At 70.0% G+C, this 14,773-nt stretch carries 12 protein-coding genes; 7 read left to right on the top strand and 5 right to left on the bottom strand.

From position 1 onward, the window contains the following. Nucleotides 1-19: 19 nt before the first annotated feature. Genes PSU4_RS06750 through PSU4_RS06735 form a run of 4 tightly spaced genes read right to left on the bottom strand, consistent with a single transcriptional unit; the run spans nt 20 to nt 3,731 of the window. Entirely contained in the window at nt 20-907 is an 888-nt protein-coding gene (locus PSU4_RS06750; protein WP_147103581.1) for an isocitrate lyase/PEP mutase family protein, read from the bottom strand. After that, the gene (locus PSU4_RS06745; RefSeq protein WP_147103578.1) at nt 904-2,028 is read right to left on the bottom strand and encodes a zinc-binding dehydrogenase; all 1,125 of its coding nucleotides are present in this window, start codon (nt 2,026-2,028) and stop codon (nt 904-906) included. The genes PSU4_RS06750 and PSU4_RS06745 overlap by 4 nt, the downstream gene beginning before the upstream one ends. 21 nt (nt 2,029-2,049) lie before the next feature. Continuing rightward, nucleotides 2,050-2,865, bottom strand: a complete 816-nt coding sequence (locus tag PSU4_RS06740; protein ID WP_147103576.1) for an SDR family NAD(P)-dependent oxidoreductase — start codon at nt 2,863-2,865, stop codon at nt 2,050-2,052. After that, entirely contained in the window at nt 2,862-3,731 is an 870-nt protein-coding gene (locus PSU4_RS06735; protein WP_147103573.1) for an alpha/beta fold hydrolase, read from the bottom strand. The genes PSU4_RS06740 and PSU4_RS06735 overlap by 4 nt, the downstream gene beginning before the upstream one ends. Before the next feature lie 303 nt (nt 3,732-4,034). On the opposite strand from PSU4_RS06735, the gene PSU4_RS06730 reads away from it, so the two are divergent. Further along, nucleotides 4,035-5,375 carry an MFS transporter gene (locus PSU4_RS06730; RefSeq protein WP_147103570.1) on the top strand — a complete coding sequence of 447 codons (1,341 nt, stop codon included), beginning with the start codon at nt 4,035-4,037 and terminating at the stop codon, nt 5,373-5,375. A 116-nt stretch (nt 5,376-5,491) separates the two neighbouring features. Next, a complete protein-coding gene (locus PSU4_RS06725) occupies nt 5,492-6,028 on the top strand; it encodes a MarR family winged helix-turn-helix transcriptional regulator (protein ID WP_222596190.1) in 537 nt (178 codons plus the stop codon). A 109-nt stretch (nt 6,029-6,137) separates the two neighbouring features. On the opposite strand, the gene PSU4_RS06720 is transcribed toward PSU4_RS06725, so the two are convergent. Further along, on the bottom strand, nt 6,138-8,828 hold the full coding sequence (locus tag PSU4_RS06720) for a helix-turn-helix transcriptional regulator (protein ID WP_147103564.1): 2,691 nt from the start codon (nt 8,826-8,828) through the stop codon (nt 6,138-6,140). A 272-nt stretch (nt 8,829-9,100) separates the two neighbouring features. On the opposite strand from PSU4_RS06720, the gene PSU4_RS06715 reads away from it, so the two are divergent. The 5 genes from PSU4_RS06715 (at nt 9,101) to PSU4_RS06695 (ending at nt 14,761) form a co-directional block, all read left to right on the top strand. Beyond that, nucleotides 9,101-10,351 carry an arginine deiminase gene (locus PSU4_RS06715; RefSeq protein ID WP_147103562.1) on the top strand — a complete coding sequence of 417 codons (1,251 nt, stop codon included), beginning with the start codon at nt 9,101-9,103 and terminating at the stop codon, nt 10,349-10,351. A 5-nt stretch (nt 10,352-10,356) separates the two neighbouring features. Beyond that, on the top strand, nt 10,357-11,088 hold the full coding sequence (locus PSU4_RS06710; RefSeq protein ID WP_222596189.1) for a MarC family protein: 732 nt from the start codon (nt 10,357-10,359) through the stop codon (nt 11,086-11,088). 159 nt (nt 11,089-11,247) lie between these two features. Further along, on the top strand, nt 11,248-12,669 hold the full coding sequence (locus PSU4_RS06705) for a basic amino acid/polyamine antiporter (protein ID WP_246114977.1): 1,422 nt from the start codon (nt 11,248-11,250) through the stop codon (nt 12,667-12,669). An 8-nt stretch (nt 12,670-12,677) separates the two neighbouring features. Next, complete coding sequence (locus PSU4_RS06700; protein WP_147103559.1) at nt 12,678-13,658, top strand: YhjD/YihY/BrkB family envelope integrity protein; 981 nt, start codon at nt 12,678-12,680, stop codon at nt 13,656-13,658. Beyond that, on the top strand, nt 13,655-14,761 hold the full coding sequence (locus PSU4_RS06695) for an AI-2E family transporter (protein ID WP_147103556.1): 1,107 nt from the start codon (nt 13,655-13,657) through the stop codon (nt 14,759-14,761). The genes PSU4_RS06700 and PSU4_RS06695 overlap by 4 nt, the downstream gene beginning before the upstream one ends. The last annotated feature ends 12 nt before the right edge of the window (nt 14,762-14,773 follow it).

The raw sequence follows: 14,773 nt of genomic DNA, 5'->3' as shown, positions 1-14,773 counted from the left end.
GAAAGGTGGGGGCGCGATCCTAGACATAGCGCGTCTCCAGGGACCGGATCTCAGGAAGGCCAACGATCGACGTGAACTCGTCGAAGGCGGGAAGTTCGGCCAGGAGGGTGGCTGGGGTGCCCTGTTCCTTCAGTTCGCGAAGGGCGCGCCGCATGCCCGCTGTGGCTGACAGCAGAGTGCTGATGGGGAAGTAGACGAGCGAGAAGCCGATCGTGGCCAGTTCGTCGAGGGTCAGCGGTGGTGTCCGGCCGCCCTCGGCCCAGTTGAACACCAGAGGTGCGTCCCCGGACAATGCCTTCGCGACCCGGTTGATCTCTTCGACGGATTCGGGAGCCTCCACGAAGAGTAGATCAGCGCCCGCGTCGGCGAAGGCGTGGGCGCGCTGGATGGCCGCGTCGACCCCTTCGACGGCGGCAGAGTCCGTCCGCGCGATGATCAGGAAGTCCGGGTCGCTGCGGGCATCGACGGCGGCACGGATCTTTCCCAGCATCTCAGGACACGGGATGACCTGCTTGCCGGCCATATGGCCGCATCGCTTGGGGAGGACCTGGTCCTCCAGCTGGATGGCACTTGCGCCGGCTTGTTCGTAGAGCCGGACCGTCCGCGCGACGTTGAGGGCATTTCCGTAGCCCGTGTCGCCATCGACGATGAGTGGCAGGTCCACTGCATCCGCGATCCGTCGCGCGTTGTCGGTCATTTCGCTGCCGGTCAGGAGCCCGATGTCCGGTTTGCCGAGCAGGCTCGCGCTCGCTGCGAAGCCCGACATGAATACGGCATCGAAGCCGGCTTGCTCGACCAAGAGGGCCGAAAGTGCGTCATACGCGCCTGGCGCGACGAGAGGGCGCGGCCCGGTGAGCAACTCCCGCAGGCGAGAGCGAGGCTGCTTCGTTCCATTGAGTCGGTTCATGTCCGGTCCCTTCCCGGCTCGATCACTGCTTTGACGGTTTCTTGCCGACCGGCCGACTCGATCGCCTGTTGTGCCTGCGCGAGGCCGAACCTGTGGGATACCGCCTCGGCGAGCGGCAGCCGTTCGTGGTGCCTGCGGGCGACCTGGACCGCTTGGTGGATGTGGCGTGGTCGGGAGAGTGCGGATCCGATGATTCGGATGTTCGTGTTGTTGACATGACGGGGCTCGATCGGCGCTCGGCCGGGCGCGGACCAGAGCCCGACGACGAGGTAGCGCCCGCCTCGCGCCACCAGCTGCATCCCCTCGCCGAACGCGGCCAGCTTGCCGGCTGCTTCGATCACGATGTCGGCGCCGCGGCCGTCGGAAGCGTCCAGCACGGCTTCGGCGCGCTCGGCCGACGTGGCGGCCGCGTCGAGGTCGATCGTCGACGTCGCGCCGAGTCGCCGGGCCATCTCCAGACGTGCATCCGGCGCCCCGATGACGGTGATGTCGCCGGCACCGGCGAGCCGCGCGAGCAGCGTCGCCGCCAGTCCCACGGGCCCGCAGCCCTGGACGACGACACTGTCACCGAGCCGGATCTCTCCCAGCCGCTCGATCGCGTGCAGCATGGTCGGCATCGCGCAGCCGAACGCGATCACAGCCTCCGACGGCGTGCCTTCGGGCACCTTGAAGAAGGCCATGCCGGGCGGCAGTAACGCGAAGTCGGTGTAGGTCGCATAGGGGGTCAGCCGCGGGTCACGAAACCGCCCCGGTGACTGGTGGGGACACAGCGATGTGTCCTCGAGGATCGTGCATGCATGGCATCGGTGGCACGGCTTGAGCGGAACCCAGTACACGCGATCACCGGGTTTGATCGGGTCACCGACACAGTCGGTCTGCGCCTCCGGACCGAGCTCGACCACCCGGCCGATGCCCTCGTGCCCGAACACCATCGGCCCGGGCAGATCGACCTCGCCGATGAAGTAGTGGTGATCAGTACCGCACACGCCGGCCATCTCGACCTCGACCAGTACGTCTGCGCCCGTCGGAGGCTCGACCGGGGACTCCCAGATCTCCACCGGCTGGTGGGGTTTCACCAGCACAGCCCTTCTGCCAAGGCGTGACGGCGTCGTCGATTCCATGAGTTCGGCAGAGTCCTTCCGCTAGATCGTGAGTCCGCCGTCGGCGACGATCGCCGCGCCCGTGATGAACGAAGCCGCGTCGGAGGCAAGGAACGCCACCACCGTCGCGATCTCGCTCGGGTCGGCGAATCGCTTCAGCAGCACGTTGGAGGTCATCCGGCTGCGCTCCGCCACACCCCCGTCCGCCTCGGATCGCTGGGCGTTGAGCGCCTCCAACATCCGGGTGTCGACCGGGCCAGGGCAGACTGCGTTCACCCGGATGCCGCCCGAGGCCAGATCGCTGGCCGCGGCACGAGTCAGCCCCAGCACCGCGTGTTTACTGGTGACGTAGGGCGCCAACAGGACGGCGGACTTGACCGCAGCGACCGAGGCTATGTTGACGATTGCGCCCCCACCTGACCGGAGCATCACGGGAGCGACATGCCTGAGGTTCAGCCATGCGCCACGAGCGTTGACGGCCCATACCTGGTCGAACTCCTCCTCGGAGTATTCGTGAACCATCCGGACCCGGCCCTCGATGCCGGCGTTGTTCACCAGGACGCGCGGCGCGCCGAGGTCGGCGCTCGCCCGCGAGACATACGACTCCACGCTGGCGCCATCGGTCACGTCCCCGACGTAGCTGACAATCATGGAACCCGGTACCTCAGAGCGTACGAGCTCAGCGGCCGAGTCCAGCTGCGCCGAGTCGCGGTCCACCAGCGCGACGCGGAAACCGTCTTGTGCGAACTGGCGGGCGACGGCACGCCCGATCCCTCCGCCAGCGCCGGTGATGATGGCTGCGCCGGGATCGGTAACGCTCCGCTCGTCAGTCCTCGTGGGAAGGTCCTCCGTGCTCATCGGGAGCCGATCATATCGGCGACGGCGTCTCGCAATGCCGTGATGCCGGCGTCGAACGCCTCCCAGAAGACCATGTGACCGGCGTTCGCGACCTCGATGAACCGAGCGGCCGGGTTCGCCGCTCGCGCGTCGCGGATGTCCCGCGCGGTCACCATCGGACTGTGCGTGCCGTACATCAGCACGGTCGGCGCAGGCACCGCGGCCCAGACGGCAAAGAAGTCGTCAGCCTCGAACCCGGCGTGGGTCTGGCGCAACGCCTCGTGGTCGCAGCTCGACAGCCAGCGTGCGCGGATTCCGTGCTCATGCGCGGGCCAGGTGGGCCACTGTTGAGCCACCTCGTCAGGCGTCACTCCCTGCGCGGCCTGGTCGAGCTGGCTGGTGAACATCGTGAGCGGCACGGGGTAGGGGCCACGTCCGGGGCCACTGCTCATCGGCGGGTCGACGAGGACGGTGCCTGACATTGCGCCGACACCTTGACTCGCGGCGAGGGCTGCGATCCGCGCACCCATCGAGTGGCCCATGACCACAGGCGCCGACAGCTCGAGCGTGTCGATGACCGCGACCAGGTCGCCGACGTAGTCCTGCAACGAGTACGAGTCGGCGCTGTCGGAGAGCCCGCGCCCTCTCACGTCCACGATCACCGGTCTGACCAGATCCGTGAGTTCACGAGCGATGAAGTCCATGGTGACGGCCGGATTGCTGATGCCCGGGAGCATCACCAGCGGCCGGGCGGTGCCGCCGTAGTCCAGCACGTGCAGGGCCAGCTCACCCGCACGCACCCACCGGCTCGTCGCTGGTACGGAGGCGAGATCAGCTAGCGCGGCTTGAAGCACCGAACGCCTCGGCGAACCGGCTTCGTTGCTCATGCAGGTGCCCTCCTGGGGTTGAACTCGGTACCGGCGCATCCGCCCCGGAAAAATCGTCTGTGTACTGAGTATTCGGCGTCGGAGAGGGTGTGTCAAGGATGTCGAGAGGGGCTAGGCCACGGGAATAGTCGATCGAGACAGACCTTGTCGCCAGAACCCATCTGTGCTCTGATGACCCGCCAACGCGGTCATCTGGCCGTCGTTCGTGCCGCAGCAAGCCCGCCGGGGTGAGGCAGCAGCCCCCCTGTACCAACCCAGCCGCAGACAGCGAACGAGCCCGCGGCGAGTCATCCAGGAGATGCCATGACCGTTGATGAGGGGCAGCCGCAGTCGCCCACTCAGGCGCTTGACCCGGCGGAGAAGAGGCGGCTGGGTCGCCGTGTCTACGCCGCGAGTTTCATCGGTACGACCGTCGAGCTCTTCGACTTCATCCTCTACGGCCTCTCGGCGGCGATCGTGTTCCCGGCGGTGTTCTTCGCGGGAACGTCGCCAGCCGTCGGCACGGTTTTCTCCTTCGCCACCTTGGCTGTCGGATATGCCGCCCGGCCTCTGGGCGGTCTCATCGCAGGGCACTTCGGTGACAAGTACGGCCGGAAGGTCGTGCTCATCTGGACGATGTCCATGATGGGGGCGGCGACATGCCTGGTCGGCTTGCTCCCAGGTTCCGCATCCATCGGCAACTGGGCTCCCATCCTGCTGATCACACTGCGCGTCATCCAGGGCCTCGCAGCGGGCGGTGAGTGGGGCGGCGCCATCCTCATGAGTGTCGAGCACGCCAGCGAAGGCAAGCGGGGGCTCTTCAGCAGCGCAGCCGTAGTCGGTGGCGGAGCGGGCGTATTTCTCGCCTACCTTGCCTTCGACCTGCTCGGCTTCCTCAGCGACGATCAATTCATGTCGTTCGGGTGGCGTATCCCGTTCGTCGCCTCGATCCTGCTGATCGCGGTGGGTCTTTTCGTCCGGCTCCGCGTTTCTGAGTCGCCAGTCTTCCTCGAGGAGAGCGAGCAGCGACGTGAGGTGCGGGGCTGGAGGCAGCTGCCTCTCTTCGAGCTCTTCCGAGCTGAGCCGGCGCGTGCTTGCGCAGCCATTCTCATCTACGCCGGCCCGTTCATGGCGCAGGCGCTTCTTTCGACCTATGTCATCACCTGGGCGATCACGAAGTTCGGATTCGCACGGCAGACTTTCCTCGGCGCTCTGATCCCGGCGCTCGCAATCATGGTCGTCGCGCTCTTCTTCTATGGCTGGCTGTCCGACAAGGTCGGCCGACGCATCATCTACATTCCAGCTGCCATTGCTTGGGCAGTCTTCTATGTGTTCGTGTTCCCGATGGCTGAAACGGGCGACCCGCTCACCCTCTTCTTCCTGTTCCTGATTGGGATGGCGATTCTTAACGGCGCGACTAACGGCGTCGTGGGTGCGATCCTGTCGGAGATCTTCCCGACCCGCTACCGCTACACGGGGTCCTCTGTGGCGTACCAATTCTCCGGCCTCATCGGCGGTGGCCTCGGGCCCCTCTTCGCCGCGCTGTTCATCGGGTGGGGTTGGGACACCACCTCCATCGTCATCATGGTTGGCGTGACGTGCCTCGTCAGCGCCATCGTGTGTGCCACGTTCGGCGACACGCGCAAGCGCGACATCCGGGCGTGACGACGCTGACCGGACGTTCCGGAGCGGACCCGGAACGTCCGGTCAGTGCTCGCGCGGTGAGATGATGACACCATGCTCGACAACGAACGAGAGACGGAAGAATGACCGGAGGCCAAGTGCGAACGTCCGCCATTCCGCCCGAGATGGCGACCGCGCCGGGTTACTTCCTCCGCAGGCTGCAGCAGGCGTATCAGGCTGCATGGTCTTTGCACGTCGACTCGGTCGTGACCAGCCCACAGCTTGCCGTACTCCTCGCAGTCGGCCGGAACCCGGGCGTGGAACAGGGGCTCATCGGCAACTCGGTGGCGCTGGACCGATCCACCATGACAGGGGTAGTGGACCGACTGGAGAGTCGAGGCTGGCTCAAGAAGAGGCGTTCGTCTCGTGACGGCCGAAAGCGCCTGCTCTACCTCAGCCCGGACGGCCGCAAGGTCATGGCCGAGACGATGCAGCGCTCGAAACAGCTTGAAGACCTGCTCATGGAGGGGTACGGGCCTGAAGGCCGGTTGTTGGTAATCGCGATGTTGAGCCAGCTCGCCGAGTACTGGGAAGCCGTTGCGAACAATTTTGGCGCTCAAGAACCGAACATCGACGAGGACGCAGCCGACCCCGATCCGACTGAACCGCCGGTCGACGACGTGGGCGTGTCGTGAGTCGAGCACGATCTTGGGAAAGTGCTTCATCGACCACGGTGCAGCTGTGGTCGTGGGATGCGTGGTCGCGGCTTCTGTGCTGCCGGCCCGGCGATCCTGAGGAGGGAGCTCAGTCGTCGTGCTGTGTTCGCTGGGCGGGGATGTGACCGGACGGGGTGCCGCGGATCAGGCCGAGGCGGGTGGCGGCGTCGACGGCTTCGCGGCGGGAGCCGGCGCCGAACTTGGCGTAGAGCGCCTTGACGTGGGATTTTACCGTGTTGGGGGAGACTCCCATGTCGGCGGCGATCTCGGCAATGGGCCGCAGCGACGGTAGCTGCGCAAGGACTGCCCGCTCGCGGTCGGTCAACGTCGGGGGGTCGAGCAGGCCGTGCCGGCCGCGGACGGCGAGGGCTTCGGCGGCGAGGTCGTCGAGCGCGCCGAGTGCACCCAGCCGGGCGCGCATCAGGGCGGTCACCGCGGTGGTCGCGGTGGTGAGCGGCCGCAGCACGCCGACGTCGCGTGCCGCTCGCACCGCCGCGGTCAGCGCTCGTTCGGCGCGGGCCCGGTTGCCCGTGCCGAGCGCGATCGTGCACTCCAGCAGCCGGCCCTCGACGACGGACCAGGGCAGCTCGGCGCGCAACATCCCGTCGAGGACCGGTTCGGCGAGCCGTCGGGCGGCGCTGAACCGGCTGATCGCGGCCGAGCCGGTCGCGCGCATGATGGCCAGCTCGGCTGTCCCGGCCAACCGGGTGCCGGCCCACGACGTGACCGCGTGCGCCTCGTCACGACGCCCGAGCTGCACCGCCATCCCGTGCGCGAGCATCGCGACGAGCGCGATCTGCTCGTCGCGGGCCCGGTCGACGACCGTGCTGGTGCGGGCCCGGTGCATCAGGTCGAACGCGGTCTCGCGCTCGCCGAGGTCGAAGCGGGCGGTGGCCCGCAGGACGTCGAGGAGCGGGGTCAGGACGACGGCGGGCCCCATCCTGGTGGCGTAGGTGTCGGCCCGGGCCAGCCCGGCGAGTGTCGCCGCGGGCCGGCAGCGCATGAGTTCGGCGTAACCGGTGAGGATCGCGGAGAGGGTGCCGGCGTCGGTGTCCTCCCAGCGGCCCGTGGTGGAGCCGAGGTCGGAGGCTTGTTCGGCGAGGTCGGCCATTTCCGCGAACCCGCCGCGCAAGCCGGTCGCCAGGGCGAGCACCGACGTGGCGCGGGCTCGCGCGAACTCGTCGATGTGCGGGTCGGCGAGCACCTCGCGGACCAGGTCCTCCGCCTCCTGCACCCGGCTCGCAGCGATGGCGGCCTGGGCCTCGAGCCGCCGGTCGGACCACGCGGTGCCGAGGGAGCCGAGCGCCGGCGGCACCGTTCCGGGCGGGTGGAACAGCCGGTCCCGGGCGAGGCTGAGGCGGGTGCGGGCGATGGCGAGCGTCGCCGCGGCCTCGGGGCCGGTGGAGGCCGTTGTCGTCGTCGTGTGGGCGGCGTCGGCCTGGTCGAGTGCGTGCTGGGCGGCGGCGAGCTCGCCGCGCCCGAGACGGGCGTAGGACTCCACGGCGAGCAGCAGCGGATCGGCGGCGGTGACCTCGGCCGGGAGGGTCGCGATCGCGTCGAGGACGGCGCTGCCGTAGCCGTCCGCGATCAGGTCGGTGCCCTGTTCGTGCAGCAGGGCGAGCAGCGCCGCGACGTCCTCGGAGGCCGTGAGGTGGCGCAGCGCGTCGGCGCGCATGCCGTGGGCGAGGAACCAGCCCGCCGCGCGTCGGTGCAGGCCGGTCACGGTGTGGGGGCGGGTGCGCCGCAGGTTGGCTTTCATGTGCGCGCGCAGCAGCGGGTGCACCCGGTACTGGGCGCGCCCGGGACCGTACGTCGTCACCAGCCCGGTCGTCCGCTCCAGCGAGTCGAAGACCTCGGCCGCGTCCTCGACGTCGGTGAGGGCCGTCACGAGCGACGACGGGAGCTGGTCGCAGATGCTCACGGAGTGCAGCAGGTGCACGGCCGGCTCCGGGAGGCGGGAAAGGATCTCGGTGACGAGGTAGTCGGCGATGGCGTAGTCGTTGCCGGCGAGGTCGTCGAGGTAGGCGTCGGGGTCGCCGGTGACGACGAGGGACTGCGCCGCGAGCCGTACTCCCGCGGGCCAGCCGCCGGTCTGCTGGAGCAGCACGTCGACCTGTGTGTCGGTGAGCGTCATGCCGACCTCGACGAGCAGGTCGGCGACCTCGGAGGCGTCCATCGCCAGGTCGTCGGCCCGCATGTCGTGAAGGCGCCCGTCGAGACGGAGGCGGGCCAGCGGGAGCGGCGGGTCCCGGCGGGTGAGCAGGACCAGCCGGACGGTGTCGGGAAGCCGCCGGACCATGTGGTCGAGGGCGACCCGGGCGGCGGGGGCCAGCTCGTGGACGTCGTCGAGGACGAGCGTCACCGGGCTCGGCACCGCGTGCAGGGCCGAGTCGACCTCTGCGACGAACGCCGGGTCCGCGGTGGGGGACCCCGGTACGGCCAGCGACCGCAGCGGGCTGTCGGGCGCGACCGCCGAACCAACGCACAGCGCCGCGAGCACGCCCGCCCACAGCCCGGACTCGTCGTCACGCTCGTCGAGGGACAGCCAGCCGACGTGGTCGTGGTGCGACGCGGCGAACTCTGCGACGACAGACGTCTTGCCGTATCCGGCGGGGGCGCTGATCAGCGTCACCGGCGCACCGTCGTGCTCCAGCGCGGACACCAGCCGCGGCCGGTGGAGGTGGATCGGGGAGAGCCGGGGTATCGCGAGCTTCGCCGTGACGACGTTGCGCGTCGCCACGGCGTTCACCACACCGGTTGCCGGCGTCGTCCGTTCCACGGTGCGCACCTTCCCGATCGGCCCAGACCAGGAGTATCGAAGCAGCGACACCGTGATGCTCGCGCTGCGCAACCGAACCGTTACCCGCGTGGGACGAGAATCCGCCGCACCGGGGTTCGGGCGTGCATCAGGACGCCTCGTGAAACCGGCTGGTACGGGCCGAGTCCTGCCCAGTGCTCCCCCACGGTGGGTGAGCCGTGCCGTCGTCGCGGCGCCGCATCCTCGGGGCCGCCCGCGATGACGCGTGGCCCCACGACCTGAGGAGCAGGCACATGACCGCAGGAAGCCCGTCCGCGAGCCACGGGGTCCACTCCGAGGTCGGGACGCTGCGCAAGGTGCTGGTCTGCGCGCCGGGCCGGGCCCACGAGCGGCTGACCCCCAGCAACTGCGACGACCTGCTGTTCGACGACGTGCTCTGGGTGCAGAACGCGCGCCGCGACCACTTCGACTTCATGGCCAAGATGCGTCAGCGCGGCGTCGACGTCGTCGAGCTGCACAACGTGCTGGCCCAGGTTCTGGACCTGCCCGAGGCCCGCGCCTGGCTGCTCGACCGCAAGATCGTCGCGAACGAGGTCGGGCTGGGCCTGGTCGCCGAGACCCGCGCGTTCCTCGACGGGCTCGACTCCCGCACGCTCGCGGAGTTCCTGATCGGCGGCCTGTCGACCCACGACCTGCCCGCCGACTTCCGGCCCGGCTACGTGGCGCTGGCCAGGGAGTCGACCGGTGTCCGGGAGTACCTGATGCCGCCACTGCCCAACACCCTCTACACCCGTGACACGACGTGCTGGGTCTACGGCGGCGTCACCCTCAACCCGCTGTACTGGCCCGCCCGCCACGACGAGACGTTGCTGATGAAGGCGGTCTACGAGTTCCACCCGGACTTCGTCGGCGCGCGAGTGTGGTGGGGCGATCCCGAGCTGGACTGGGGGCTGTCGACGTTCGAGGGCGGTGACGTCATGCCGATCGGCAACGGCGCAGTCGTCGTCGGGATGAGCGAACGCACGTCGCGGCAGGCCATCACGCAGTTCGCGGCGGCGCTGTTCGCGAACGGCGCCGCGACCCGGGTGATCGTGGCCGGGATGCCCAAGCTGCGGGCGGCCATGCACCTCGACACCGTGTTCACCTTCGCCGACCGCGACATCGCGACGGCCTACCTCGACATCGTCGACGGCATCCACACCTTCTCCCTGCGTCCCGGGGACAAGGACCCGGTCGAGGTCACCGAGGAGAAGGTGTCGTTCACCGACACGGTCGCCGACGCGCTGAACCTCACCGACTTCCGGGTCATCGGCACCGGCGGCGACGCCTACGCCGGTGAGCGCCAGCAGTGGGACAGCGCCAACAACCTGGTCGCCGCGTCGCCGGGCGTGGTGTTCGCCTACGACCGCAACACCGTCACCAACGCGTTGCTGCGCAAGGCGGGCGTCGAGGTGATCGAGATCGTGGGCGCCGAGCTGGGGCGCGGCCGCGGGGGCGGGCACTGCATGACGTGCCCGCTGATCCGCGACGCCGTCGACTTCTGACGCGGGTGGACCTGTTCGGGCAGCCGCTGCTGCTCTTCCTCGCGCTCGTCGCGCTCTACAGCCCGATCGCAGCGCTGTCGTCGTACTTCCCCGTCGTCGGCAGGCTGGACGGCCGCGGCCAGCTGCGGCTGGCGCTCGCGCTGTTCCTCAACGTCTCGATCTTCGGGCTCGTGGCGCTGTGGGTGGGCGAGCCACTGTTGGAGCTGCTCGGGATCAGCACGGCGGCGCTGACGGCCGTCGGCGGGATCGCGCTGCTCTACGAGGGTGTCCCGCTCATGCGGGGCGTCGCGGCGCACCCGCCGGAACCGGAACCTGCCGACGACCGGACGGGTACCGGAGAGCCGATCGGCGCCGACGGTGCCGCGGGGACGCCCGCCGCCCGCGGCGTCGCTGTCGAGGCACCCGCCGAGGCCCCGGCCTGGCGGAAGTACGCGTTCGTGCCGGTGACCTTCCCCCTGACCGTCGGTGGCACCACGTTCGCGTTCTTCGTCGGCTTCCGGGCCGATGCGACGTCGGTCGGCGAGATCGTCGCGCTGTCGATCGCCGGCGTCCTCTACGCCGCCGTCACCGGGGCGACGCTCTACACCGCGGCACACGTCCAGCGCCGGGCCAAGGCGTCCACCCAGGCCTTTCTCGAACGGATCGCGGGCATCCTGCTGACCGCGATCGCCGTCATGCTCCTCACGAGTGGCGTGACCCGGATGGTCGTCGACGTCCTGCGCGGACTGAACCCGTGACCGCCGGCCGCGCTCGCCACACCCCACTGACGGTGCGGGCCGAGTTCTCACCCACCGGGGGTGACGGGTGAGAGCCGGGCGACGCGGAATCGTCCGGCGCGCCGGACGCCGCCCGGCCCCGCCGCGACCAGATCGAGGAGCACGGATGGACAAGCCGGCGTGACCGAGCAGCGTGCCCCAGCGGCAGAGCAGAAGGCCGCCGCGACGCTGGCACTGCCCGCCCTGACCGCGATGGTCGTCGGGTCGATGGTCGGGGCCGGCGTGTTCTCGCTGCCGCGCAACTTCGCCCAGGCCACCGGCGGCCTCGGTGCGCTGATCGCGTGGGCGGTCGCCGGTGTCGGGATGCTCATGCTGGCGTTCGTCTTCCAGAACCTCGCCGTCCGCAAGCCCGACCTCGACGCCGGTGTCTACGCCTACGCCAAGGCGGGTTTCGGCGACTACCCCGGCTTCCTGTCCGCGTTCGGCTACTGGGCCAGCGCCTGCGTCGGGAACGTGACCTACTGGGTGTTGATCAAGTCGACGCTGGGCGCCCTGTTCCCGGCCCTCGGCGAGGGCGACACGGTTCTGGCCGTCGTGATCTCCTCGATCGGCCTGTGGGCCTTCGCGTTCCTCATCCTGCGCGGGGTCCGCGAGGCGACCGGCATCAACACCGTCGTGACCGTCGCCAAGATCGTCCCGCTCGTGACGTTCGTGGTCATCCTCGTGTTCGCGCTGAAGGCCGACGTGTTCTCCGCCAACTTCTTCGGCGGCGCGGGCTACACCACCGGGCTGGGCAGCCAGATCCTGGCGACGATGCTGATCACCGTGTTCGTCTTCCTCGGGATCGAGGGGGCGAGCGTCTACTCCCGCTACGCGAAGCGCCGCGAGGACGTCGGCCGCGCGACCGTCGTGGGGTTCCTGTCGGTGCTGGCGCTGTTCGCGTCGGTCTCGGTCCTGTCCTACGGTGTGCTGCCCCGTGCCGACCTGGCCGATCAGCGCCAGCCCTCGGTCGCGGGCGTGCTGGAGTCGGTGGTCGGCCCGTGGGGGTCGGTCTTCATCAGCGTCGGGGTGATCGTCTCGGTGCTCGGCGCCTACCTGGCGTGGACGCTGATGGCCGCCGAGGTGCTGTTCGTCGCCGCGAAGCACTCCGACATGCCGCGCTTCCTGTCCCGGCTCAACGCCAAGGACGTCCCCGCCCCGGCACTGCTGCTCACCAGCGGTCTCAGCCAGATCGTCCTGCTGCTCACCCTGTTCTCCGACGACGCGTTCACCTTCACCCTCAAGCTCTGCACCTCACTGTCGCTGGTGCCCTACCTGCTCGCCGCGGGCTACGCGGTGCGCATCTCGCCCGGCCGGTTCCGGGAGTTGCTGGTCGCCGCGCTGGCGACGATCTACACGCTCTTCCTGATCGTCGCCGCGGGCGTGGAGTTCCTGCTCATGTCCTGCATCGTCTACGCGCCGGGGACGCTGCTGTTCCTGCGCGCGCGACGTGAACAGAAGGCCCGGGCCTTCACCCCTGTCGAGCTGGTGCTGCTCGTGCTCGTCGTCGCCGGTGCCGTGGCCGGGGTCGTCGGCCTCGCCACCGGCCGGATCACGATCTGACCGGCGACATGGACCCCCGCCGATGGGGCGCGGACCTTCGGCAGCGGTACCGGGCGGCGGACCACCTGCACCGGGCGGGCCGTCGCTTCTTCGCGCAGCGCGGCAACCACCTCGCCTCGGCCGTCGCGTTCGCGACCGTCCTCGCGGCGGTGCCGCTGCTGATGGTGTTGTTCGCCGCGGCCGGGTTCCTGCTGTGGGCCCGACCGGATCTCGTGGCCGACCTGGAGACGTGGGTCGTCAGCGGGTTCCCAGCACCGATCGCCGAGACCGTCGTCCCGCTCGTCGACGCCACGGTGTCCGGCCGGGTGCCGGTCGCGTCGGTCGGCTTCGTCGCGGCCGTCTGGGCGGGGACGACCTGGATCGCCGTCGTCCGCGAGGCGATCTCGGCGATGTGGGAGCTCCCGCCGCGCCCGCCCGCGTCGCCGCGACGGATCCTGCGCGACACGGCCTCGCTGCTGGTGCTGCTCGTGGCCGTGCCGGCGTCGGTCGCGCTCACCGTCAGCGCGACCGGTGGGCTCGGCGCGGCGCTCGACCTCCTCGGGCTCGCCGACTCGCCCGCGGCGGGGGTGCTGGTCAGCCTCGTCGGTCTCGTCCTGGGGTGGGGGATCGTCTGGTCGGTGCTGGTGTGGTTGCTGAGCCGGTTGCCCGGGCACCGGATGGCGGTGCGGACGGTCGCGCCCGTGGCGGCGACGGGCGCGCTGCTGTTCGAGGCGATCACGGTGGTGACGACCCTGACCATCGGTGCCACCTCCGGCTCGCTGGGCGGCGCGGTGTTCGGGTCGCTGCTCGCGGGGCTCGCGTTCCTGTTCGCGGCGGCGCGGGTCCTGCTCTCCCTGGCGGCGTGGCTGGCCACCGCGGATCCGTCCACCCCACCAGGTGCTCGCCCGCCGGGTCCTCGCCGACCGAGTTCTCACCCGGGCCGGGCCTGTCCGCCGGACGCCCCGGCCGCCCACGCTGATCCACCGCAACCCCCAGGAGAACCCCGATGACCGATGCCCGCGTGTCGCACGGTGACGCGGCCGCCCCGTCGCAACCCGGTCTGCCACGCGCCACGGCCGTGCTGCTCACCCTCGCCGCGCTCGTCGTCGTCGCCGCAGGCGCGGCCGCGGCATCCTGGCTGGTCGCGCCGGTGTTCCTGGCGCTCGTCCTGGTGATCATGGTTCATCCGCTGCACGGGGCGCTGGTCCGCCGCGGCGCCCCGCGCTGGCTGGCCACCGCCGTGCTGGTGCTCGCGATCTACGCGGTCCTCGTCGTGCTCGCCGCGGTGATCGTCTACTCCGTCGCCCGGCTCGCGACGATCCTGCCCGGCTACGCCGCCGAGCTCAACGGCGTCGTCACCTCGACCCTGGAGCTGCTCGGCAGGTTCGGGGTCGGACCGGACCAGCTGCGCAGCATCGCCGCGGGACTCGACTACGGACGGTTCGTCCAGATCGTCACCGGGCTGCTGGCCGGGCTGGCCGGGCTCGCCGGAAACCTCGTCTTCCTGCTGTCGCTGCTGCTGTTCCTCGGCGTCGAAGCGGCCGGGGCGGGTCCGCGGATCCAGGCCGTCGCGACGCGCCGTCCGCACGTCGCGACGGCGTTGCGGGAGTTCGCGACCGGCACCCGCCGCTTCCTGGTGGTGACCACGATCGTCGGGCTCGTCACCGGCGTCGTCGACGCCGTCGTCCTCACGTTCCTCGGGATCCCGTTGGCGCTGCTGTGGGGCGTGCTGGTGTTCATCACCAACTACATCCCCTACATCGGCTTCTGGATCGGGCTCGTCCCACCGCTGCTGCTCGCGATCCTGACCGGCGGCTGGGGCAGCGCAATCGTCGTCGCGGTGGTGTTCCTCGCCGTCAACTTCGTGCTGACCTCGGTGGTGCAGCCGAAGTTCGTCGGCGACGCCGTCGGCCTCTCGGTGTCCTTGACGCTGGTCGGGCTCGTGTTCTGGGCCTGGCTGCTCGGACCGCTCGGCGCGGTGCTCGCCGTGCCGCTCACGTTGCTGGCCAAGGTGCTGCTCGTCGACGCCGACCCCCGGGCGCACTGGCTGGACGCCCTCGTCGGCAGCCGACCACCCGCACCGCCGCCGGAGCCCACGGCCTCGCCCGACTAGTCGCGGAGGAAC

Origin of the sequence: Pseudonocardia sulfidoxydans NBRC 16205 (assembly GCF_007989085.1) — a bacterium.
Taxonomy (GTDB): domain Bacteria; phylum Actinomycetota; class Actinomycetes; order Mycobacteriales; family Pseudonocardiaceae; genus Pseudonocardia; species Pseudonocardia sulfidoxydans.
Note: the sequence above shows the minus strand (reverse complement) of the source record. Positions and strands in the feature narration are given on the sequence as shown.